Here is a 23,160-nt window from a genome sequence, read left to right as displayed (position 1 = left end):
GTCGAGGTGCGAGGAGCCCTGGCGACGAGCCTCGAGACCCGGTGACCCGAACGCCCTCCGGTGGGGACGGCCGCCGTTCGGGTGCGGGGGTCTCGAGACGGGACTTCGTCCCTCCTCAACCCGCGCTGGTTGAGGAAGGCGTGCAACGCCTGTCTCGAAACCCCGTGACCCGAACGTCCTCCGGTGGGGACGGTCGCCGTTCGGGTGCGGGGGTTTCGAGGCTCGCTGGCGCTCGCACCTCAACCATCGCCGGACGGCCTCCGGTGGGGACGGCCGCCGTTCGGGTGCGGGGGTTTCGAGACGGGACTTCGTCCCTCCTCAACCCGCGCTGGTTGAGGAAGGCGTGCAACGCCTGTCTCGAAACCCGGTGACCCGAACGCCCTCCGGTGGGGACGGAGGACGTTCGGGTGCGGGGGTTTCGAGGCTCGCTGGCGCTCGCACCTCAACCAGCGCTGGTGGGACGAATGCCGTCCGGTGGGGACGGAGGACCCTCGGGTGCGGGGGTTTCGAGGCTCGCTGGCGCTCGCACCTCAACCAGCGCAGGGACGGCGTCAGTCGGGGACGGGCTCGGCGAGGACGCCGCCGCGGGAGCGGGTGGCGCCGACGCTGGCGGCGACGACGCAGGCCATCGCGAGGAGCTGGACGGGCGTGAGCAGCTCGTGGAGCACGACGACGCCGGCGAGGGCGGCGGCGGCGGGCTCGAGGCTCATCAGCACGCTGAACGTCGCCGGGCGGATCGAGCGCAGCGCCACCAGCTCGCAGGTGTAGGGGATCACCGAGCTCAGCAGCCCGACCAGCACGCCAAGCAGCACGACGTGGCTCGAGGTGAGCTCGGCGGCGTACGACGTGAGCGTGACCGGGGTGAGCAGCAGCATCGCGACGACGCTGGCCACGGTCAGGCCGTCGAAGCCCGACCAGCGGCTGCCGGTCTGGGCGCTGAGCAGGATGTACGACGCCCATGCGGCGCCGGCCAGCACCGCGAACGCAACCCCAGCGGGGTCGAGGTCGGTGCGCTCGAACCCGAGCAGCAGCACCCCGATCGCGGCGAGCCCGACCCAGACCAGGTCGCGGGCGCGCCGGGAGCCGAGCACCGCGAGCGTGAGCGGTCCGACGAACTCGATGGTGACCGCGAGCCCCAGCGGGATCCGGGCGAAGGACTGGTAGATCGCCCAGTTCATCAGTCCCAGGCTGAGCCCGAAGCCGAGCACGACCAGCCAGTCGGCGCGGCTGCGGTCGCGCAGCCGGGGCCGGGCGACCGCCACCAGCACCAGGGCGCTGGCCGCGAGCCGGAGCCAGACGATCGTGGTGGGGGAGACCTCGTCGAAGAGGCTCTTGGCCACCCCGGCGCCGAGCTGCACCGACAGGATGCCGACGAGCACCAGCACGACCGGCGAGCCGATCGATGAGTTCCGGGTGCTCACCGGGTCACCCTAGGGAACGCGCGACGACCAGGAGGATCCCGGATGGGTGCGAGCACGGTGCTGATGGTGGGGACCCGCAAGGGCCTGTGGCTGGGGCGCTCCGACGGGGAGCGAGCCGAGTGGGAGTTCACCGGGCCCCACTTCGACATGGAGGAGGTCTACTCCTGCCTGGTCGACACCCGCTCCAGCCCGCCGCGGCTGCTGGCGGGGGCGTCGTCGAGCTGGCTGGGCCCCTTGGTGCGCCGTTCGGACGACCTGGGGGAGTCGTGGCAGGAGACGCCGGGCGGGCTCCGGTTCGGCGACGACGTCGACGCCTCCGTGGAGCGGGTCTGGCAGCTGGTGCCGGGCACCGACGAGGCGACCGTGTGGGCCGGCACCGAGCCGGGCGCGGTCTGGCGCTCCGACGACCGCGGCGAGACCTTCAGGCTGGAGCGGGCGCTGTGGGACCACCCCCACCGCACCCAGTGGGGCGAGGGGTTCGGCGGGCAGGCCTTCCACACGATCCTGCCCCACCCCGCCGACCCCGCGTCGGTGACGGTCGCGATCTCGACCGGCGGGGTCTACCAGACCGACGACGGCGGCGGCTCGTGGTCGCCGCGCAACGCGGGGATCCGGGCGGAGTTCCTGCCGGAGGGTCAGCAGTACCCGGCGTTCGGCCAGTGCGTGCACAAGGTGACGCGGCACCCGGCGCGGCCCGAGCGCCTGTACCTCCAGAACCACGGCGGCGTCTACCGCTCCGACGACCACGGCGCCTCGTGGGCGTCGATCGCGGCGGGGCTCCCGGCCGACTTCGGCTTCCCGGTGGTCGTGCACCCCCACCAGCCCGACACGATCTACGTCTTCCCGCTCCACGGCGGCGACCGTCGCTACCCGCCCGAGGGCCGGGCCCAGGTCTGGCGCTCCCGCGACGCCGGCGAGACCTGGGAGGGCTGCGGCGACGGACTGCCGGAGCTGTTCTACGTCGGCGTGATGCGCGACGCGATGTGTGCCGACGACCACGAGCGGGCCGGCCTCTACCTCGGAGCGCGCAACGGCGCGGTCTGGGCCTCGACCGACGACGGCGGTTCGTGGCGCGAGGTGGTCTCGTCGCTGCCCGACGTGATGGTGGTGCGGGCGGCGTCCGTCGGGTAGTCCCCGCGTCCGGGACGAAGCGGGAGTGAGGCGAGGCGGACCTGAGACCAGCCCCGGCCCGGGGGCCGCCGCCGCCTAGACTCGGGCCATGACCGACCGGCAGGACCAGCCCGACATCAAGCCGCGTTCGCGCGACGTCACCGACGGCCTCGAGAAGGCGGCCGCCCGCGGGATGCTCCGCGCGGTCGGCATGGGCGACGACGACTGGGTGAAGCCCCAGATCGGCGTCGCGTCGAGCTGGAACGAGATCACGCCGTGCAACCTGTCGCTGCAGCGGCTCGCGCAGGCGGTCAAAAACGGCGTGCACGCGGCCGGCGGCTACCCGCTGGAGTTCGGCACCATCTCGGTCTCTGACGGCATCTCGATGGGCCACGAGGGCATGCACTTCTCGCTGGTCTCGCGCGAGGTGATCGCCGACTCGGTGGAGACGGTGATGAACGCCGAGCGGCTCGACGGCTCGGTGCTGCTGGCCGGCTGCGACAAGTCGCTGCCGGGCATGATGATGGCCGCCGCCCGGCTCGACCTCTCCAGCGTGTTCCTCTACGCCGGTTCGATCATGCCCGGCCAGGTCGACGGCCGCGACGTGACGATCATCGACGCCTTCGAGGCGGTCGGCGCGTGCCTGGCCGGCAAGATCACCCGCGAGGAGGTCGACCGCGTCGAGCGGGCGATCTGCCCGGGTGAGGGTGCCTGCGGCGGCATGTACACCGCGAACACGATGGCCGCGGTCGCCGAGGCGATCGGGATGTCGCTGCCCGGCTCGGCCGCGCCGCCGGCGGTCGACCGCCGCCGCGACGGGTTCGCCCACCGCTCCGGCGAGGCCGTGGTCAACCTGCTGCGCCACGGGATCACCGCCCGCCAGATCATGACCCGCGAGGCGTTCGAGAACGCGATCACCGTGGTGATGGCTCTCGGCGGCTCGACCAACGCCGTGCTGCACCTGCTGGCGATGGCCCGCGAGGCCGAGGTCGACCTGACCATCGACGACTTCAACCGGATCGGCGACAAGGTGCCCCACCTGGGCGACCTCAAGCCGTTCGGCAGGTACGTGATGTACGACGTCGACAAGGTCGGCGGCATCCCGGTGGTGATGAAGGCCCTGCTCGACGCCGGCCTGATGCACGGCGACACGCTGACCGTGACCGGGAAGACGATGGCCGAGAACCTCGCCGACCTCGCGCCGCCCGACCTCGACGACGACGTCATCCGCTCGCTCGACCGCCCGATCCACCGCACGGGCGGCCTGACGATCCTCAAGGGGTCGCTGGCCCCCGAGGGCGCGGTGGTGAAGTCGGCCGGCTTCGACGAGTCGGTCTTCCGCGGCACCGCCCGGGTCTTCGACGGCGAGCGCGCCGCGATGGACGCGCTCTCCGAGGGCCGGATCGTGGCCGGCGACGTCGTGGTGATCCGCTACGAGGGCCCCAAGGGCGGCCCCGGCATGCGTGAGATGCTCGCGATCACCGGCGCGATCAAGGGCGCCGGGCTCGGCAAGGACGTGCTGCTGCTCACCGACGGCCGGTTCTCGGGCGGCACGACCGGCCTGTGCGTCGGCCACGTGGCGCCCGAGGCGGTCGACGGCGGCCCCATCGCGTTCGTCCGCGACGGCGACCCGATCGTGCTCGACGTGCTGAACCGCTCGCTCGAGGTCGAGGTGCCGGCCGAGGAGCTCGAGGCCCGCCGCGAGGGCTGGACCCCGAACCCGCCGAAGTACACCAAGGGCGTGCTGGGCAAGTACGCCCGGATGGTGCGCTCCGCCTCCGACGGCGCCGTCACCAGCTGACGGCGCGGCCGGTGCCCCGACCCGCGCTGCCGGTGCCGGAGCCGACGCCCCCGCAGGTGCTCGGCGTCGCCGGCCTGCTCCTCGCGCTGCTGCTCGGCGTCGCCGCCGTCACGGGCGATCCCGGGAGTGCGGCGGCGAGCGGTGCGTCGGGGGTCTCGCCGGCCGACCCCGGCGGCTCGGCCGGGCCGGTGGCGGGGGAGCCGGGCGAGTCGCCCGACCCGAGCGCGGCGCCCGGATCCGCCGGGGAGGGGCCTGCGGGCGGGCCGGCCACGCTTCCGGGCGGCCGGCGTACGGTCTTCGGCGGGGAGCGGTTCCTGGTCGCCTACTACGGCTCGGCGCGCACGGGCGCCCTCGGCGTGCTCGGGGAGGACCCGCCCGACCGGATGCACCGCCGACTGGTGCGCGCGGCCCGGCCGTTCGCCCGGCCCGGGCGCCCGGTGCAGCCGGTCTACGAGCTGATCGTCACCGTCGCCGACCCCCACCCCGGCCCGGGCCGCGACTTCAACCACGACATCGCGCGCGCCGACGTGCGCCGCTACATCCGGGCCGCGCACCGGCACGGCGCGCTGCTGCTGCTCGACGTGCAGCCCGGGCGGGCCGGGTTCCTGGCGGTGGCGAAGCGGTGGGAGTGGGCGCTGCGCGACCCCTACGTCGGCCTCGCGCTCGACCCGGAGTGGCGGATGGGCCGGCACGGAGTTCCCGGGCAGCGGATCGGGTCGGTGACCCACACCGAGGTCAACCGGGTCTCGGCCTGGCTGTCCGGGCTGGTCGCGCGGCACGACCTGCCGGAGAAGCTGCTCGTGCTGCACCAGTTCCGCACCTCGATGATCTCCGGCATCGACCGGATCGTCCGCCGCCCCGGCCTCGCCCTCGTCCAGCACGTCGACGGCTTCGGCACGCCGGGCCAGAAGCTCGACACCTACCGCGCCGTCGCCCACCCCGCGACGTTCCGGATGGGGTTCAAGCTGTTCTACGACGAGGACGTGCGCCGGATGGGTGCCCGTGCCGTGCACGCCGTCCGTCCTCGGGTGCGGTTCGTGAGCTTCCAGTAAGTGCCGCAACTACGCGATTGACGAGTTGTGGTCGATTGGTCGGGCCGCAACCTACCGGAATCGCTCGATCGCGAGGTTCTGGTCGTTCGGGTTGCCGGCAATCGACCAGAACTACGCGATTGAGCCGTTCTGGTGAATTGGCCACGCGCCACTTGTCGTCCACACGTGGCCCCCGGTCGAGACTCACTCACAGGCGGAGCAGCTGACCGAGCCGGCACCAGCACAAGCGCCCGACCCTCGATGGATGAGGCCCCGGATGCAGCTGCCGAACGACTTCGACCTCGGGACGCCGTTCACCCGCGATGACCTGAAGCGCGCCGGGGTGAGCGTCGCGGTGCTGCGGCGCCGGGAGTTCCGACAGCTCTTCCGCGGCATCTGGGCCCACGAAGACGCGGTGTGCCAGACGAACCGGATCCGGGCCGCGCTCATGCTGCACCCCGAAAGTGCGGTCGCATGCCGGTTCAGCGCCGCGCGCCTGCACGGGCTACCGGTGCCGGAGCACGCCTTCGAGCACATCCTGGTCTTCGACGAGGCCGACCGACGTCCCCATCCCTTGATCAAGTCGCACGTCACGCAACGCCAGCGCCGGGTGACAACCGTCCAGGGCCTCCGGGTCACCGACCCGGTGGAGACGTTCATCGACCTGGCTGGATCGCTCGGGCTGATCGACATGGTTGTGCTCGGTGACGCGTTGGTGAAGCGGTTTCGGATGGCCCCGAGCGCGCTGGTCGCTGCCTGCGAGAGGAGCACGGCCTACTACGCGGGCGCGGCCCTGGTCGCCGCGCTGTTGGTCCGCGCCGGTGTCGACTCGCCGATGGAATCCCGCATCCGACTCCTGATCGTGCTTGCCGGACTGCCCGAGCCGAAGGTCAACGTCATCCTGCGCTTCGAGGACGGCGCTTGGCGGTTCCGGCTGGACCTCTGCTACCCGGAGGTGAAGCTCGTCGTCGAGTACGACGGGCGCCACCACGAGTCTCGGCGCGATGAGGACCTGGCGCGGCGAGCCGAGCTCACGGAGGAGGGGTACGAGTTCGTCGTGGTGACGGCGGACGGGTACTTCACAACGCCCGAGCTGACGATCGAACGCGTTCGGGAGGCACTAGTGCGGCGCGGCTGGCCGGCCGTGCCGGATGTGGACGACGCCTGGCGGCAGCACGTCCTGGTCTGAGCCGGTCCGACCACAACTATGCAATCGAGTGGTTCTGGTCGTTTGGCGCCGGCTGAGTCGACCGGAACTCCGCGATCGAGGAGTTGTGGCACCTCCGGCCCCGGCAGTTACGACCGCAACTCGTCAATCGCGTGGTTCTGGTCGATTCGCCCACCCCACCGCCGGGCTAGCCTCACCCGGTGACCGACCACCCGACCCCAGCCGACCCGGCCGACCTCGACGCGACCGACCCGCTGGCGGCGTACCGCGACCGGTTCGTGGGGGCCGACAGCCCACTCGTGTACTTCGACGGCAACTCGCTCGGCCGGCCGCTGCGGGGGACCGGCGAGCGGATCGGGCGGTTCGTCGACGAGGAGTGGGGCGGTCGGCTGATCCGGGGCTGGGACGAGGGATGGCTCGACCTGCCGCTGACCCTCGGCGACGAGCTGGGCCGGGTCGTGCTCGGGGCCGCGCCCGGGCAGACGGCGATCGGCGACTCGACCACCGTCCTGCTCTACAAGCTGCTCCGGGCAGCGGTCGCCGCGCGGCCCGGCCGCAGCGACATCGTCGTCGACCGCGACAACTTCCCCACGGATCGCTACGTCGCCGAGGGCGTCGCGCGTGAGTGCGGGCTCACCGTCCGATGGCTCGACGTGCCGCACGACGGGGGCATCACCCCAGACCTCCTCGCCACCGTGGTGGACGAGCGGACCGCGGTCGTGCTGGTCAGCCACGTCGCCTACCGCTCCGCGTTCCGCGCCGACCTCCCCGCCCTCGTCGACGTCGCGCACGCCGCCGGCGCGCTGCTGCTCAGCGACGAGTGCCACTCCGTCGGTGCGGTGCCGGTGCGGCTCGACGAGTGGGGCGTCGACCTGGCGGTGGGCTGCACCTACAAGTACCTCAACGGCGGACCCGGCTCCCCGGCGTTCTGCTACGTCGCCGCGAGGCACCAGGGTGGGCTCAGACAACCGGTGCAGGGCTGGATGGGGCACGCCGAGCCGTTCGCGATGGGGCCCGGGTTCGAGCCCGCGAGCGGGGTCCGGGCCTTCCTGTCCGGCACCCCGCCGGTGGTCGGGATGCTGGCGATGCGCGACATGGTCACGCTCCTCGACGAGGCCGGCATCGACGCCGTCCGCGCCAAGTCGGTCGCGCTGACGTCGTACGCCGTCGACCTGGCCGACGCGCTGCTCCCCGAGGTCCGGCTGGCGTCGCCCCGCGACCCCGAGCGGCGCGGCGGCCACGTCACCCTCGACCACCCGGCCATGCAGGCGGTCACGGCCCGGCTCTGGGAGCGCGACGTGATCCCCGACTTCCGCCACCCCGACGGGTTGCGCCTCGGGCTGTCGCCGCTGTCGACGTCGTTCACCGAGGTGCGCGACGGGATCACGCAGGTGCGCGAGGCGCTCGACGCCGTGGCCTGAGGCGCGCCAGACTGGCGCCATGACCACCGGCATCGACCCCGACGTCCCGCCCAGCGGCTCCGGCTGCGTCGACTGCGACGAGGCCGGCGGCTTCTGGGTGCACCTGCGCCGGTGTGCGCAGTGCGGTCACGTCGGCTGCTGCGACACCTCGCCCGGCCAGCACGCCACCGCCCACTTCCGCGAGACGGGGCACCCGGTGGTGCAGAGCTTCGAGCCCGGCGAGGACTGGTTCTGGGACTACTCCCGCGAGGTCGGCGTCCTCGGCCCTGCCCTGGCCCCGCCCACCTCCCGCCCCGCCGACCAGCCCGTCCCCGGCCCCGCCGGCCGGGTCCCCGCCGACTGGGAGCAGCTCATCCACGACTGAGCCTCCGCCCGGCTGCCCGATCGGGATAGTCACGGACGTTCGGCAGGCGGATCCGCCGTCCGGCCCTGCCGAACGTCCGTGACTACCCCGGCAGGGCGCAGCCGGCCGTCCAGCCACCGGTACGCCGCCAGCACCCCCACGACGAAGGCGGTGATCGCGAGCAGGGCGACCACCACCGCCGTCCAGCCCTCCTGGTCGGGGTCGAGGAACGGGTAGGGGTACCACCCGTCGACGGCGCCGAAGGCCATCGTCCACACGACCCAGACCAGTGGGTGGAGCAGTGCGCCGCCGAGGGTGCGCAGGTCGACGCGCGGCCGCGGCCCAAAGAGCACCCAGCCGAGCACTGCGAGGGTCGGCACCACCAGGTGGAGCACCGTGTCGGCAACCCGGTCCCAGCCGTGCAGGTCGAGCAGCGGTCGCAGGAGCACGAAGTGGACGACGGCGGTGACGGTGATCCCCGCGGTGCCGGCCAGCCGCAGCACCCGCCAGCGGGGGCCGTCGCGGCCGGGGTCGAGCCACAAGGTCGCCGCAGCCCATGCCACGAGCAGGTTGCTCTGCACGGTGAAGTAGGCGAAGAACCGGTAGACCCGCTGACCGGTCGCGGGCGGCCGCACCTCGTCGAGCACCCGCCCGCCCTGGAGCACCAGCATCAGCTGGAGGACCAGGCCCGCGACCGCCACCACCGCGGTGAGGCCGTGGAAGGCGCGTGCTCGGGTCACGCCCCGACCCTAGGGTGACGGGGTGCCCGAGGTGAACGAGTACGGCCAGCCCGTCGGCGACCCGGTCGAGCCCCGTGGACGCCGCGCCGGCGGCCCGAGGCGGTGCGGCTCGAGGGGCGGTACGTCGCGCTCGAGCCCCTCACCGTCGACCACGCCCCCGAGCTCCACGCCAGCCTGTGCGGACCGGGCGACCGGCCGCTGTGGACCTACCGCCCCACCGAGCCGCCCGCCGACGTACCCGCGATGGTCGGTCTGGTCGAGGACCACCTCGCCACCACCGACTGGGTCAGCTTCGCCCTGGTGCCGGCGGGGGAGGGCGCCCGGGGCCTCGCCTGCCTGATGCGGATCGACGAGACGACGGGACAGGTGGAGATCGCGGGCGTCCTCTACGCGCGCAGCCTGCAGCGCACCCGGGCCGCCACCGAGGCGGTCCACCTCGCCATGCGCCACGCCCTCGACGACCTCGGCTACCGCCGCTTCGAGTGGAAGTGCGACAGCCTCAACGAGCCGTCGCGGCGCGCGGCGCTGCGGTTGGGCTTCACCTACGAGGGCCGGTTCCGCCACCGCATGGTGACCAAGGGCCGCAACCGCGACACCGACTGGTTCAGCGTCACCGACGCCGAGTGGCCCTCGGTGCGCGCCGCCCACGAGCGCTGGCTCGACCCGGCGAACTTCGACGCCGACGGACGGCAGCGGACCGCGCTCTCCGCACTGACCGGGTCGGTGGGCGCGGGCTAGGAAACTGCCAGATCCACGCAATTGCGTGGTTCTGGTCGATTCAGCCACCCGATCCAGCGGCCCGATCCAGCGGCCGGGCCCACCGAGCACCGGTCTGGAAGGCTGGCGGGATGGACCAACGCATCAGCTTCCTGACCCTGGCCGTGCGCGACCTGGCGGCGAGCAGACGCTTCTACCTCGACGGCCTCGGCTGGCACGCCAGCGTGGAGGTCGAGGGGGACGTCGTGATGATCAAGGCGGGCGAGCGGCTGGTGCTGTCGCTGTGGGACCGCGGGCACTTCGAGGCCGAGGTCGGCACCATCGCGACCGGCGAGGGCGTGGCGCCCTTCACGATCGCCCACAACGTCGCCACCCGGGCCGAGGTCGACGCCGTGCTGGCCACCGCGCGGGCCGCCGGTGCCGACCCGGTGCACGAGGCCGAGGAGCGCGCGTGGGGCGGCTACACCGGATACTTCGGCGACCCCGACGGGTACCGGTGGGAGGTCGCGTTCAACCCCGGACCGATCGGACAGGAGGTGCTGCCGTGAGCAGCGAGCCCGAGCAGGAGCAGCCGGACCAGGAGCAGCCGGACCAGGAGGGGTCGGACCAGCCGCAGTCGGACCAGGAGGGGTCGGACCAGCGGCAGTCGGACCAGCCCCAGCCGGACCATCCGCAGCCGGACGACCGGACCCCGCTCGACGGGCACGCCATCGAGGCCGAGCTCCTCGACGACTGGCGCCCGCTCCTCGGCACCCTGCAGGCCCGCTTCGTGACCGGCGACTTCGCCACCGGCCTCCGGCTGGCCAACGACGTCGGCGCGCTCGCCGAGGCGGCCGACCACCACCCCGACCTCGACCTGCGCTACCGGCACCTCGACGTACGCCTGGTCTCCCACGACGTGCGCGGCATCACCATGCGCGACATCCGGCTGGCCCGCGAGATCTCCGACGCCGCCGGACGGCTCGGTGCGAAGGGCGCGACCGAGGAGCTGAGCGTGCTCGAGCTCGCGCTCGACACGTGGGACCACGCGGAGGTCAAGCCGTTCTGGAAGGCGCTGCTCGGCCTCGCCGACTCCGACTCGGGCGACGACGAGCTCACCGACCCCACCGGGCGGCTGCCGACCATCTGGTTCCAGCCCACCGAGCGACCGGTCGGCGCCGACGCCGACGGGGGAGGGGCTACGGTGCCGCAGCGCTGGCACCTCGACGTACGGGTGCCGCCCGAGCAGGCCGAGGGCCGGATCCGCGACGCCCTCGCCGCTGGCGGCACCCTGGTCAGCGACGCCCGGGCACCCCGGTTCTGGGTGCTGGCCGATCCGCAGGGCAACCAGGCCTGCATCACCACCTGGCTGGGGCGGGGCTTCGCCTGAACGGCGCCTTTGCGTGGTTGGTGCGCCGGAGCCCCCGTCACCCGGTGCGAACCGCGCCTTTGCGTGATTCGTGCACCCGCCCACCGCGGTAGTCCCGGACGATGTGGTCGCTCCACCGGCCCGCGACCCGACCACTTCGTCCGGGACTAGCCGGAGCCGCCACCCCGAACCCGCCACATGATGGGACGCCGATCCCGTATGGTGGGACGCCAGTCACACTGTGGTGACGGGACGACGCCCCGGCGGCTACCGTGGTCGCATGCACTTCGACCTCCTCGTACGCATGGGACGCGCCAGCTGATCGTCAGACAGCCGACGCGTCGCCCCTCGTTGCCCACGCAACTGAGGGGTTTTTTCATGCACAGGACACCACGGACGGCCCGCGAAGGGCAGGACAGGGAAGCAGAAGGATGAGCGAGCAGATCACCGGGGCGCAGAGCCTGGTCAGGTCGCTGGAGGCAGCGGGTGTCGAGGACATCTTCGGCATCCCGGGAGGCGCGATCCTCCCGGCGTACGACCCGCTCATGGACTCCTCCATCCGGCACGTGCTCGTGCGCCACGAGCAGGGCGCCGGCCACGCCGCGCAGGGCTACGCCACGGCGTCCGGCAAGGTCGGCGTCTGCATGGCGACCTCGGGCCCGGGCGCGACCAACCTGGTCACCCCCATCGCCGACGCCCACATGGACTCGGTGCCGATGGTGGCGGTCACCGGCCAGGTCGGCTCCTCGCTGATCGGCACCGACGCCTTCCAGGAGGCCGACATCCGGGGCATCACGATGCCCATCACCAAGCACAACTTCCTCGTCACCGACCCTGCCGACATCCCGCGCACGGTCGCCGAGGCGTTCTACATCGCCTCGACCGGCCGGCCCGGCCCGGTGCTCGTCGACGTCGCCAAGTCGGCGCTCACCTCGATGACGTCGTTCGACTGGCCCACCGAGCTCCACCTGCCCGGCTACCGACCGGTGACCAAGCCCCACTCCAAGCAGATCCGCGAGGCCGCCCGACTGATCCTGGAGTCGCGCCGCCCGGTGCTGTACGTCGGCGGGGGCACCATCCGCGCCAACGCGCACGCCGAGCTGCGGCTGCTGGCCGAGCTCACCGGCATCCCGGTCGTCACCACCCTGATGGCCCGCGGCGCGTTCCCTGACAGCCACCCGCAGCACCTCGGCATGCCGGGCATGCACGGCACGGTCGCCGCGGTGGCCGGCCTGCAGAAGAGCGACCTGATCATCAGCCTCGGCGCCCGCTTCGACGACCGGGTCACCGGCAACCTCGACTCCTTCGCCCCCGGCGCCAAGGTGATCCACGCCGACATCGACCCCGCCGAGATCGGCAAGAACCGGCACGCCGACGTCCCGATCGTCGGCGACGTGCGCGAGGTGCTCGGCGACCTGCTCGTCGCGCTGCGCGCCGAGGCCGAGGCCGGCCGCCAGGGCGACTACGAGGGCTGGGTGGCGTTCCTGTCCGGCGTCAAGGGCAAGTACCCGCTCGGCTACGACAAGCCGGTCGAGGGCCTCTCGCCGCAGTACGTGATCGAGCGGCTCGGCGACATCGCCGGCCCCGACGCGATCTACGCCGCCGGCGTCGGCCAGCACCAGATGTGGGCCGCGCAGTTCGTCAGCTACGAGAAGCCGCGCACCTGGCTCAACTCCGGTGGCCTCGGCACGATGGGGTTCGCCGTGCCGGCCGCGATGGGCGCCAAGGTGGGCATGCCCGACACCACCGTGTGGGCCGTCGACGGCGACGGCTGCTTCCAGATGACCAACCAGGAGCTGGCCACCTGCGCGATCAACGACATCCCGATCAAGGTCGCGATCATCAACAACGAGTCGCTCGGCATGGTGCGGCAGTGGCAGACGCTCTTCTACAACGAGCGCTACTCCAACACCGACCTGCACTCCAAGCGGATCCCCGACTTCGTCAAGCTCGCTGACGCCTACGGCTGCGTGGGCCTGGCCTGCGACTCGCCCGACGACGTGGACAGCACGATCGAGAAGGCGATGGCGATCAACGACGTGCCGGTCGTGGTCGACTTCCGGGTGCACCGCGACGCGATGGTGTGGCCCATGGTCGCCGCCGGCACCAGCAACGACGACATCAAGTACGCGCGTGACCTCGCGCCCCAGTTCGACGAGGACGACCTGTAGACATGAGCGACAAGCACACCCTGTCCGTCCTCGTCGAGGACAAGCCCGGCGTCCTGGCCCGGATCGCGGGCCTGTTCAGCCGCCGCGGCTTCAACATCGACTCGCTCGCCGTCGGCCCGACCGAGCACCCCGAGGTCTCGCGGATGACCATCGTGGTCAACGTCGAGGGCTCGCCGCTGGAGCAGGTCACCAAGCAGCTCAACAAGCTGGTCGAGGTGATCAAGATCGTCGAGCTCGAGCCGACCGCGTCGGTGCACCGCGAGCTGGTGATGGTCAAGATCGCCGCCACCGCCGAGACCCGCGGCCAGGTGCTCGACACCGTGCAGCTGTTCCGCGCCAAGGTCGTCGACGTCGCCCCGGACGCCGTCACCGTGCAGATCACCGGCAACGCCGGCAAGATCGCCGACTTCCTGCGCGTCGTGGAGCCGTTCGGCGTCCGCGAGCTCGTGCAGTCGGGCATGGTCGCCATCGGCCGGGGCGCGCGCTCGATCTCCGAGCGCAACCTGCGCCCGGTCGCCGTGCCGGCGCCCCCGGCCGCGGTCTGACCGGCCCCCGAACCACGATCCCCACAGAGAAAACCACCAGAAGGAGAAGCCCCCGTGGCTGAGATGTTCTACGACGACGACGCCGACCTGAGCCTGATCCAGGGCAAGAAGGTCGCGGTGATCGGCTACGGCAGCCAGGGCCACGCCCACTCGCTGTCGCTGCGGGACTCGGGCGTCGACGTCCGCATCGGCCTCCAGCCGGGCTCGAAGTCGACCCCCAAGGCCGAGGCCGAGGGGCTGCGCGTGCTCACCCCGGCCGACGCCGCCGCCGAGGCCGACGTGATCGTGATCCTCGCGCCGGACCAGCACCAGCGGAAGCTCTACGCCGAGGAGATCGCGCCCCAGCTCAAGGCCGGTGACACCCTGGTCTTCGGCCACGGGTTCAACATCCGGTTCGGCTACATCACCCCGCCCGAGGACGTCGACGTCTTCATGGTCGCCCCCAAGGGCCCCGGCCACCTGGTCCGCCGCGAGTACGTCGACGGCCGCGGCGTCCCCGTGCTCGTCGCCGTCGAGCAGGACGCCTCGGGTGGCGCCTGGGCGCTCGCGCTGTCGTACGCCAAGGGCATCGGCGGCCTGCGCGCCGGCGGCATCAAGACCACCTTCACCGAGGAGACCGAGACCGACCTGTTCGGCGAGCAGGCCGTGCTCTGCGGCGGCGCCTCGCAGCTGGTGCAGTACGGCTTCGAGGTCCTCACCGAGGCCGGCTACCAGCCCGAGGTCGCGTACTTCGAGTGCCTCCACGAGCTGAAGCTGATCGTCGACCTCATGTACGAGGGCGGCATCGCCAAGCAGCGCTGGTCGGTCTCCGACACCGCCGAGTTCGGCGACTACGTCTCCGGCCCCCGGGTGATCGACCCGCGCGTGAAGGAGAACATGCAGGGCGTCCTCGAGGACATCAAGAACGGCTCGTTCGCCGAGCGGTTCATCACCGACATGGACAACGGTTCGCCGGAGTTCACCAAGTTCCGTCAGCAGGGCGAGTCGCACCCGATCGAGAAGACCGGCCGCGAGCTGCGCAAGCTGATGGCCTGGGTGAAGTCGCACGACTCCGACTACGTCGAGGGCACGGCCGCCCGCTGACGCCACCCGATCGTCGTACGACGGCCCGCCCCGACATGGTCGGTGGCGGGTCGTCGTGGTCGTGAGGGGTCGTGGGGGGTCGTGAATCCCCGGCCGACCGGGGATTCGGAGTGTTGTCGGCATGGCAATGCCCGACAACACCGAGAAGTGCCCGTCAACACCGGACCTGAACGGGTGCACCGCGTTCCTGGGGCGGAACAAGCGGACCGGGGTCCGGTGTTGCCCGGACATGCGCATCGAGATCTGGTCCGACGTCGTCTGCCCGTGGTGCTACGTCGGGAAGCGGCGGCTGGAGACGGCCCTCGCGGGGTTCGAGCACCGCGACGAGGTCGAGGTGGTCTACCGGTCCTTCGAGCTCGATCCGAGCGCCCCGCGGCACGGCCACGAGCTCAGCACGTCGGTGATCGCGCAGAAGTACGGGCGCAGCGAGGACGAGATGCGCGACATGCAGCAGCAGCTCGTCGACCTGGCCGCCCAGGAGGGCCTGGCGTTCCGGCTCTTCGAGACCGTGCACACCAACACCGTCGACGCCCACCGGCTGCTCCACCTCGCGCTCGACGAGGGCGGAGCCGCGCAGCAGCGCGAGCTCAAGGAGGCGCTGCTCTCGGCGTACTTCGAGTGGGCCGAGGACGTCGGCGACCACGCGGTGCTGCGCGCCGTGGCGGTCTCGGCGGGGCTCGACGGCGAGCGCGTCGACGCGGTGCTGGCGTCGGAGGAGTACGGCGACGCGGTGGGCCGCGACATCCACCGCGCCCGGACCCTCGGCATCGGCGGGGTGCCGTTCTTCGTGCTCGACGGCAAGTACGCCGTCTCCGGTGCCCAGCCGGCCGCCCTGTTCGGGCAGGCGCTGGAGCAGGCGTGGGCGGCGGCGCACCCGCAGCTCGACGTGATCGGCAGCGGCGGTGAGGCCTGCGGCCCCGACGGCTGCGCCATCTGACCGTGCCGGGGGGCCCGATGTTGTCGGGCGTTCCTCCTCGTTGTCGGGCATGGCAATGCCCGACAACACCGCGAATCCCCGGTCGACCGGGGATTCCCCGCCCGACCGACCGGCTGTGACCCATCCGACACCACCCACGGGTTAGGTTCACCTAACCAACAGGCGTACAGTCGCCGTTCGTGCTGGCGAACTACCTGATCGGCCTCCGCGAGGGCCTCGAGGCCGCGTTGGTCGTCAGCATCCTGGTGGCCTACCTCGTGAAGTCCGACCGGCGCCACCTGCTGCCGAGGGTGTGGACCGGGGTGGGGCTGGCGGTGCTGCTCAGCGTCGCGGTCACGCTGGCGCTGGGGCTGCAGTCGCGGCAGTTCACCTTCGAGACCCAGGAGCTCATCGGCGGCGTGCTCTCGATCGTCGCGGTCGGGTTCGTCACCTGGATGATCTTCTGGATGGCCGGCGCGGCGAGGACCATCGGCACCGAGCTGCGCGGCCGCGTCGACGACGCCGCCGACGGCCGGGCCTGGTCGCTGGTGCTGGTCGCGTTCCTCGCGGTCGGCCGCGAGGGCCTCGAGACCGCGCTGATCATGTGGACCAACACCCGCGCCGCGATCGGTCGCGACCTCGCGCCCGGCCAGGTGCAGTCCTCGGAGGCGCTGGTGGCGGGCGCGCTCGGCATCCTGACCGCCGTCGCCCTGGGATACCTCGTCTACCGCGGCGCGATCTCCATCAACCTCACCCGGTTCTTCACCTGGACCGGCGCCTTCCTGATCGTGGTGGCGGCCGGTGTGCTCGCCTACGGCGTCCACGACCTGCAGGAGGCGCAGTTCCTCCCGGGCCTGCACTCGCTGGCGTGGAACGTCGAGGACGTCATCGACCCCAACAGCTGGTACGGCACCCTGCTCAAGGGCGTGCTGAACTTCTCGCCCCGCACGACGAGGCTCGAGGCCCTGGTCTGGGTGCTCTACGTCGTCCCCGTCTCGCTCCTCTTCGCCCGGTCGATCCGGCGACGCCCCACGACCGCGCGACCGGCGCCCGAGCCGGCCGCGCGCTGACCCACTCGAAGGAAGACCTCACCATGCGCACGTCCCTCCACCTCGCCGCGCTCGCCCTCGCCGTGCCCGCGCTCGTGGCCTGCGGCACCGAGAGCACCGACCGCCCCGCAGGCGAGGACGGCGACGCCCGGGCCCTCACCGTGGCCTCCTCCGACGACGCCTGCGACGTCTCGGCGGGCGAGGCGCCGGCCGGCACCCTCACCTTCGACGTCACCAACACCGGCTCGCAGGTGACCGAGTTCTACCTGCTGGGCGAGGACGGGCTGCGGATCGTGGCCGAGGTCGAGAACATCGGCCCGAACCTCAACCGCGAGCTGGTCGTCAACGCTCCGGCGGGCGACTACTTCACCGCCTGCAAGCCCGGGATGAAGGGCGACGGTATCCGGGCGCCGTTCACCGTCACCGGGTCGGACGCGGAGCCCGAGGTCGACGCCGACGACCAGGAGCTCGTCGACCAGGCGCTGGCCAACTACGCCGCCTACGTGCAGGACCAGTCCGACCAGCTGCTGGTGAAGACCACCGACTTCGTCGAGCTCTACAAGACGGGCGACGACGACGCGGCCCGCGACCTCTACGCCGTGGCCCGCACCCACTGGGAGCGGATCGAGACCGTGGCGGAGTCGTTCGGCGACCTCGACCCGAAGATGGACGCCCGCGAGGCCGACCTCGAGCCCGGCCAGGAGTGGACCGGGTGGCACCGCATCGAGAAGGACCTGTGGCCGGCACGTGCCGAGGGCTACACGGCCCTGACCCCGGCCGAGCGCGCGACGTACGCCGACGACCTGCTCGCCAACACCCGCACCCTCGACGAGCGGATCCAGGAGCTCACCTTCACCGTCGACCAGATCGCCAACGGCTCGCGCGGCCTGCTCGAGGAGGTCGCCACCGGCAAGGTCACCGGCGAGGAGGAGTACTGGTCGCGCACCGACCTGTGGGACTTCCAGGCCAACGTCGACGGTGCCCGGGTCGCCTACGAGGGCGTCCGGCCGATCGTCGCCGGCAAGGACGCCGCGCTGGCCGACCAGCTCGACGCCCGCTTCGCGGAGCTGCAGGAGCTGCTCGACTCCCACCGCGACGGCACCGGCTTCGTCTACTACGACGAGCTGACCCCCGACGAGGTGAAGGCGCTCTCCGACGCTGTCAACGCCCTCTCCGAGCCGCTGTCGCGCCTGACCGCGGCGGTACTGTCCTGACCGTGGCGAACGGCGGCCGGATCTCGCGCCGCGGCCTCCTCGGCGGCGGGGTCGCCGCGGCGGGGGTCGCGGGCGCCTTCGTCGCCGGCCGCGCCACCGAGCCGGAGCCGGGTCCGGCGGCGACCCCGCTGGCCTACGCCTTCCGCGGCGCCCACCAGGCAGGCATCGTCACACCCGCCCAGGACCGGCTGCACTTCGCGGCGTTCGACGTCCGCACCGACGACCGCTCGGAGCTCGTCGCGCTGCTGGAGGCCTGGACCGAGGCCGCCGACCGGATGACGCGAGGGCTGCCGGCCGGGCCGGTCGGCCCCGTGGAGGGTGCCACCAACCTGCCGCCCGACGACACCGGCGAGGCGATCGGGCTGCCCGCCAGTGGTCTCACGATCACCTTCGGGTTCGGGCCGGGCCTGTTCCGCGACGCCGAGGGCCACGACCGGTTCGGGCTGGCCGACCGCCAGCCGAGGGCGCTACGCACCCTGCCGCACTTTCCCGCCGACGCCCTCGACCCCGCACGCTCCTACGGCGACCTGTGCGTGCAGGCCTGCGCCAACGACCCGCAGGTGGCGGTGCACGCGATCCGCAACCTGGCCCGGATCGGCTTCGGCACCGTCGCGGTGCGCTGGTCGCAGCTGGGGTTCGGCCGGACGTCGACCACCTCGGTCAACCAGGACACCCCCCGCAACCTGTTCGGCTTCAAGGACGGGACGATGAACGTCAAGGCGGAGGAGACCGAGGCCCTCGACCGGCACGTCTGGGTCGCCCCCGAGGACGACCCGCGGGCCACGTGGCTGGCCGGCGGCTCCTACCTGGTGGCCCGGCGCTTCAACATGACCATCGAGGTCTGGGACCGTCAGCCGCTCGGCGACCAGGAGGCCTTCGTCGGCCGCACCAAGGGCAGCGGGGCGCCGCTGTCGGGCGGCACCGAGCACGACCAACCCGACCTCGAGATGCCGGGCAGCAACGACCAGCCGGTGGTCCCGGTCGACGCCCACGTGCGGCTGGTCCACCCCGACCAGCACGGCGGCGCCCGGATGCTGCGTCGCGGCTACAACTTCGTCGACGGCACCGACGCCCTCGGCGCCCTCGACGCCGGGCTCTTCTTCCTCGCCTACGTGCGCGATCCCGACACCCACTTCATCCCGATCCAGAACGCGATGGCGCGCTCCGACGCGCTCATGGAGTACCTCAAGGTGACCGGCTCGGCGCTCTTCGCCGTGCCGCCCGGGGCCGCGGCCGGCGAGCACGTCGGGCAGGCGCTGTTCGCCTGACCGGGGCACCGGACCAGACCACCGTCCGGACGATCGGTCAGACCTCCTAGTCACCCCTCGTCATTCCGGCCCGGATCGGTCGTGCGGGCCCGGCCGCCGACCTACGGTGATCGTGATCCGGGGCGCGGGAGGGTGCTCCGGGCACCGGCACACAGGTTGGGAGCCCTTTGTGCGTGCTCGTCCGTGGCTGACGCGACGACCCGGTGGGGTGGTCGCGCTGCTGGTGCTCGCCCTGGCAGTGGTGCTGTCGGGCGCCGTCGCGACCGTGGTGGCGCCGCCCGCGGCGGCCGCCGGTGGACACGTCACCGGCACGGTCACGGGGCCGACGGGCGCGCCGCTGGCCGGCATCCGGGTGTGGGGCCACCAGCGGAACGAGGACGGCGCCTGGACGCGGCTCACCTCGACCCTGACCGGCGCGACCGGCGCCTACGACCTCGCCGGCCTGCCGCCCGGCACCTGGCGGCTCGGCTTCGCCGACGACACCGGCGCCCACGCGGCCGAGTGGTGGAACGACGCCACGAGCGTCGAGGCGGCCACCGACGTCGTGGTGCCCGCCGACGGCACGGTCGCGGGGCGCAACGCCTCGCTGGCGCGCACCGCCACGATCCGCGGCACCGTCACCGGGTCGGGCGCACCGCTGCCCGACGTCACCGTCGACGTCCTCGCCCGCGTGGTCGACCAGCACGGCGACCGGTGGGAGGTGGTCGACTCGGTGCAGACCGCCACCGACGGCGGCTACGCCGTCACCGGGCTGCGGGCCGGGACCTACCGGCTCGGCTTCCAGGACTACCTCGGCACCCACCTGGGGGAGTGGTGGAACGACGCCACCAGCGTCGAGGCCGCCACCGACGTGACCGTCGCGGCGGGCGCGGTGCGCACCGGCGTGGACGCCCTGCTGGCCAGCGGCGGGAGCATCCGCGGCACCGTGACCGGCCCCGGCGGCGACGCGGTGCCGGGTGCTTTCGTGTCGGCCTACCGGCAGGTGCCGGGCGAGGACTACTGGGAGTTCAGCTCGGCCGGCGACACCGACGCGACCGGCGGCTACGCCATCGACGGCCTCGCGCCCGGCAGCTACCGCCTCGCTTTCCAGGACGCCGACGGCGCCTACGCCGTGGAGTGGTGGAACAACCAGGCGGTGCTCGAGAACGCCGACGTCATCACCGTGGCGAGCGTGCAGGTCGTCACCGGCCGCAACGCCCAGCTCGCCCCGGCGGCCCACATCACCGGGCTGGTCACCGGGCCGCTGCTGCTGCCGATGGCGAACGTCGACGTGACCGCCTACGCCCGCGTCGGCACGACCGAGCGCTGGCAGCCGGTCTCCTCCGACGTCACCAACGCCCTGGGCGCCTTCGACGTCGGGGACCTGCCGCCCGGCACCTACCGGCTCGGCTACCGCGACTGGTCGGGCAACGACTACGCCGACGAGTACTGGAACAACCAGCCCGACCTCGCCTCCGCCGCCGACATCTCGCTCGCCGCCGGCGCCACCCGGACCCTGGTCAACGCCCAGCTCCAGCCCGGCGCCACCCTCAGCGGCACGGTGACCGGCGCCGACGGCACCGGCCTCGACGTTGCTGTCGACGTCTACCGCCGCGGACCGAACGGCGCGTACACGAAGTACACCGACACGACGTCGTTCGTGGGAGCGTGGGTGCTCCGCGGCCTGCCGCCCGGCACCTACCGGGTGGGCTACCGGCCGCTCGACAACGCGTTCGTGCCGGAGTTCCACCCGGACCGCGCCACGCTGGCGACCGCCGTCGACGTCGTGGTCGGGGCCGGCGCGAGCCAGGCCCTCACCGCCGTGCTGGCCGCGACCCAGGTGCCCGAGGTCGCCAACACCATGCTGCCCACGGTCAACGGCACCGCCCAGGTGGGACGGGTGCTCAACGCCACCGCCGGTTGGTGGGAGCCCACCTCGGCGTCGGTGGCGTGGCAGTGGCTCGCCGACGGCGTGCCGATCGCCGGTGCGACCGCGCAGAGCTACGCGCCGGTGGCGGCCGACGTCGGCAAGCGGATCGCGATCCGGGTCACCGCGACCCGCGAGGGCTACCTGCCCGGCACCGCGACCTCCGCGACCGCCCCGGTCGTGGAGCCCGGCCTGATCACCAACAACGCCAGGCCGGTGATCGGGGGGCTGGCTCGGGTCGGCTCCCAGCTCAGCGCCTGGCCGGGTGCCTGGTCGCCGGTCGGCGTCACCCCGACCTACCAGTGGCTCGCCGGCGGGGTCGAGGTGCCGGGCGCCACCGAGGCGACGTTCGTGCCCCGCCCGGTCGACCGCGACAAGCCCATCACGGTGCGCGTCACCGGCGTACGCGACGGCTACACGCCGGTGTCGTCGGTCTCCGAGCCGACCGCCGCGACGCTCGGCGGCGTCATCTACGTCGCCGGCGCCCCCACGGTGAGCACCAACTCGCCCCGCGTCGGCTCGCCGGTGACCGCCGCCGCCGAGGCGGCGTTCAACCCGGCCGAGGTCACCCGCGACTACCAGTGGCTGGCCAACAACGTGCCGATCGCCGGCGCGACCGGCATCAGCCACACCCCCACCCCGAGCGAGCTCGGCAAGGTGCTCTCGGTGCGGGTGACGGCCACCCGCGACGGGTTCAGCTCCAACGTCGCCTCGTCGACCTTCACCAACCCCGTCGTCGCCGGCGTGGTCGCCAACACCTCCGCGCCGGCGATCGCCGGCTCGCCGGCGGTGGGGCAGCGGCTGACGGCCGGCAGCGGGACCTGGACGCCGAGCGACGCCACGCTCGCGTACCAGTGGCTCTCCAACGGCCAGGACGTCGTCGGTGCCACCTCCCCGACCTACACGCCGGTGGCCGCCGACCTCGGCCGCAGCATCGCCGTGCGGGTCACCGCGACCAAGGCCGGGCACGTCGCAGCGACCGTGACGTCGGCGGCGGTGGGTCCGGTGACCGAGGCCCCCGCACCGGAGGTCACCAACACCACCCTGCCCTCGGTGAGCGGGACCCCCCGCGTCGGGCTGCCGCTCACCGCCGACGCCGGGGCGTGGGCACCGGGCGACGCGACGCCGGCGCTCCAGTGGCTGGTCGGCGGCGTCGAGGTGCCGGGGGCTACCGGTGCGACGTGGACGCCACGCCCCGCCGATGTGGGCAAGGTGGTCGCGGTGCGGGTGCGCGCCACCCGTGCCGGCCACACCTCCGCCACCGCCGACTCGCCCGCCACCGGGCCGGTGGCGCTGGGCACGATCACGGTCACCTCGCCCCCGACGGTGAGCGGCTCGCCGTACGTCGGGCTCTCGCTCACCGCCACGGACGGCAGCTGGTCACCGGAGGACGTGACGCTGACCCGGCAGTGGCTGGTGGCCGGGGTGGCGGTGCCGGGCGCGACCGGGGCGACCTACGTGCCGGTGCTGGCCGACGCCGGCAAGCGGGTCTCGGTGCGGGTCACCGCGAGCCGCACGGGCTACGACCCGGTCTCGGCCGTGTCGGAGACCACCGAGACGGTGCGGGCGCCGGTGGTGAAGCCGGTGCCGCTGCGCAACCTCGCGGCCCCCCGGATCACCGGCCAGGCCGTCGTCGGCAAGCGGCTGAGGGCCAGCGGTGGCACCTGGAGCCCCGCGGGGGTCACCCTGCGGTTCCAGTGGTACGTCGGCCGGACTGCCGTCCGGGGCGCCACCCGCGCGACGTTCGTGCCCACCCGCAAGCAGCAGGGCAAGAAGCTCACCGTCGTCGTCACCGCGACCCGCCCCGGCTACGTCGGCGCCACCGCCACCAGCCGCCCGACCGCGAAGGTCAAGGCCAAGCAGCGCCGCTAGCCGGCAGGTGCGACCGTCCGGGGTTCGGCGTTCGAC

General features: G+C 72.9%; 19 protein-coding genes. 17 read left to right on the top strand and 2 right to left on the bottom strand.

The window, feature by feature from the left end:
• Positions 1 to 551: 551 nt before the first annotated feature.
• The gene (locus JT721_RS16395) at positions 552 to 1,421 is read right to left on the bottom strand and encodes a DMT family transporter (RefSeq protein ID WP_205474326.1); all 870 of its coding nucleotides are present in this window, start codon (positions 1,419 to 1,421) and stop codon (positions 552 to 554) included.
• A gap of 42 nt (positions 1,422 to 1,463) precedes the next feature.
• Here JT721_RS16395 and JT721_RS16390 point away from each other — a divergent pair, with 42 nt between their 5' ends.
• From JT721_RS16390 to JT721_RS16365, 6 genes are all read left to right on the top strand, one after another.
• Positions 1,464 to 2,552 carry a sialidase family protein gene (locus JT721_RS16390; protein ID WP_205474325.1) on the top strand — a complete coding sequence of 363 codons (1,089 nt, stop codon included), beginning with the start codon at positions 1,464 to 1,466 and terminating at the stop codon, positions 2,550 to 2,552.
• An 88-nt stretch (positions 2,553 to 2,640) separates the two neighbouring features.
• The gene (gene ilvD, locus JT721_RS16385; protein WP_205474324.1) at positions 2,641 to 4,332 is read left to right on the top strand and encodes a dihydroxy-acid dehydratase; all 1,692 of its coding nucleotides are present in this window, start codon (positions 2,641 to 2,643) and stop codon (positions 4,330 to 4,332) included.
• Positions 4,333 to 4,343: 11 nt separating this feature from the next.
• Complete coding sequence (locus tag JT721_RS16380) at positions 4,344 to 5,384, top strand: hypothetical protein (RefSeq protein WP_205474323.1); 1,041 nt, start codon at positions 4,344 to 4,346, stop codon at positions 5,382 to 5,384.
• 256 nt (positions 5,385 to 5,640) lie between these two features.
• Positions 5,641 to 6,552, top strand: a complete 912-nt coding sequence (locus JT721_RS16375; RefSeq protein ID WP_205474322.1) for an endonuclease domain-containing protein — start codon at positions 5,641 to 5,643, stop codon at positions 6,550 to 6,552.
• A 179-nt stretch (positions 6,553 to 6,731) separates the two neighbouring features.
• Positions 6,732 to 7,952, top strand: coding sequence for an aminotransferase class V-fold PLP-dependent enzyme (locus JT721_RS16370; RefSeq protein WP_205474321.1), 1,221 nt, complete (start codon positions 6,732 to 6,734; stop codon positions 7,950 to 7,952).
• Between the two features lie 19 nt (positions 7,953 to 7,971).
• Positions 7,972 to 8,316, top strand: a complete 345-nt coding sequence (locus JT721_RS16365; RefSeq protein WP_205474320.1) for a UBP-type zinc finger domain-containing protein — start codon at positions 7,972 to 7,974, stop codon at positions 8,314 to 8,316.
• Positions 8,317 to 8,345: 29 nt separating this feature from the next.
• Here JT721_RS16365 and JT721_RS16360 read toward each other — a convergent pair whose 3' ends face one another.
• On the bottom strand, positions 8,346 to 9,035 hold the full coding sequence (locus JT721_RS16360; protein WP_205474319.1) for a Pr6Pr family membrane protein: 690 nt from the start codon (positions 9,033 to 9,035) through the stop codon (positions 8,346 to 8,348).
• 102 nt (positions 9,036 to 9,137) lie between these two features.
• Here JT721_RS16360 and JT721_RS16355 point away from each other — a divergent pair, with 102 nt between their 5' ends.
• From JT721_RS16355 to JT721_RS16305, 11 genes are all read left to right on the top strand, one after another.
• Positions 9,138 to 9,773 carry a GNAT family protein gene (locus tag JT721_RS16355; RefSeq protein WP_307828100.1) on the top strand — a complete coding sequence of 212 codons (636 nt, stop codon included), beginning with the start codon at positions 9,138 to 9,140 and terminating at the stop codon, positions 9,771 to 9,773.
• A gap of 110 nt (positions 9,774 to 9,883) precedes the next feature.
• Entirely contained in the window at positions 9,884 to 10,300 is a 417-nt protein-coding gene (locus JT721_RS16350) for a VOC family protein (RefSeq protein WP_205474318.1), read from the top strand.
• The gene (locus JT721_RS21835; protein ID WP_205474317.1) at positions 10,297 to 11,121 is read left to right on the top strand and encodes a 4a-hydroxytetrahydrobiopterin dehydratase; all 825 of its coding nucleotides are present in this window, start codon (positions 10,297 to 10,299) and stop codon (positions 11,119 to 11,121) included. The genes JT721_RS16350 and JT721_RS21835 overlap by 4 nt, the downstream gene beginning before the upstream one ends.
• A gap of 410 nt (positions 11,122 to 11,531) precedes the next feature.
• Positions 11,532 to 13,271, top strand: a complete 1,740-nt coding sequence (locus JT721_RS16340; protein ID WP_205474316.1) for an acetolactate synthase large subunit — start codon at positions 11,532 to 11,534, stop codon at positions 13,269 to 13,271.
• 2 nt (positions 13,272 to 13,273) lie between these two features.
• Positions 13,274 to 13,816 (top strand): acetolactate synthase small subunit, encoded by a 543-nt coding sequence (gene ilvN, locus JT721_RS16335; RefSeq protein WP_205474315.1) that lies wholly within the window; start codon positions 13,274 to 13,276, stop codon positions 13,814 to 13,816.
• Between the two features lie 54 nt (positions 13,817 to 13,870).
• Positions 13,871 to 14,899 carry a ketol-acid reductoisomerase gene (gene ilvC, locus JT721_RS16330; RefSeq protein ID WP_307828098.1) on the top strand — a complete coding sequence of 343 codons (1,029 nt, stop codon included), beginning with the start codon at positions 13,871 to 13,873 and terminating at the stop codon, positions 14,897 to 14,899.
• A gap of 229 nt (positions 14,900 to 15,128) precedes the next feature.
• Positions 15,129 to 15,836 (top strand): DsbA family oxidoreductase, encoded by a 708-nt coding sequence (locus JT721_RS16325; RefSeq protein ID WP_205474314.1) that lies wholly within the window; start codon positions 15,129 to 15,131, stop codon positions 15,834 to 15,836.
• Positions 15,837 to 16,015: 179 nt separating this feature from the next.
• Positions 16,016 to 16,885: an iron uptake transporter permease EfeU gene (gene efeU, locus JT721_RS16320; RefSeq protein ID WP_205474313.1), complete on the top strand. Its 870-nt coding sequence runs from the start codon at positions 16,016 to 16,018 to the stop codon at positions 16,883 to 16,885.
• A gap of 23 nt (positions 16,886 to 16,908) precedes the next feature.
• Complete coding sequence (efeO, locus tag JT721_RS16315) at positions 16,909 to 18,078, top strand: iron uptake system protein EfeO (RefSeq protein ID WP_205474312.1); 1,170 nt, start codon at positions 16,909 to 16,911, stop codon at positions 18,076 to 18,078.
• Positions 18,079 to 18,080: 2 nt separating this feature from the next.
• A complete protein-coding gene (efeB, locus tag JT721_RS16310) occupies positions 18,081 to 19,346 on the top strand; it encodes an iron uptake transporter deferrochelatase/peroxidase subunit (RefSeq protein ID WP_205474311.1) in 1,266 nt (421 codons plus the stop codon).
• A 169-nt stretch (positions 19,347 to 19,515) separates the two neighbouring features.
• A complete protein-coding gene (locus JT721_RS16305; RefSeq protein ID WP_205474310.1) occupies positions 19,516 to 23,124 on the top strand; it encodes a carboxypeptidase regulatory-like domain-containing protein in 3,609 nt (1,202 codons plus the stop codon).
• Positions 23,125 to 23,160 lie beyond the last annotated feature (36 nt).

Origin of the sequence: Nocardioides sp. SYSU D00038 (assembly GCF_016924665.1) — a bacterium.
Lineage (GTDB): Bacteria > Actinomycetota > Actinomycetes > Propionibacteriales > Nocardioidaceae > Nocardioides.
This window is presented reverse-complemented; position numbering and strand designations above follow the sequence as displayed.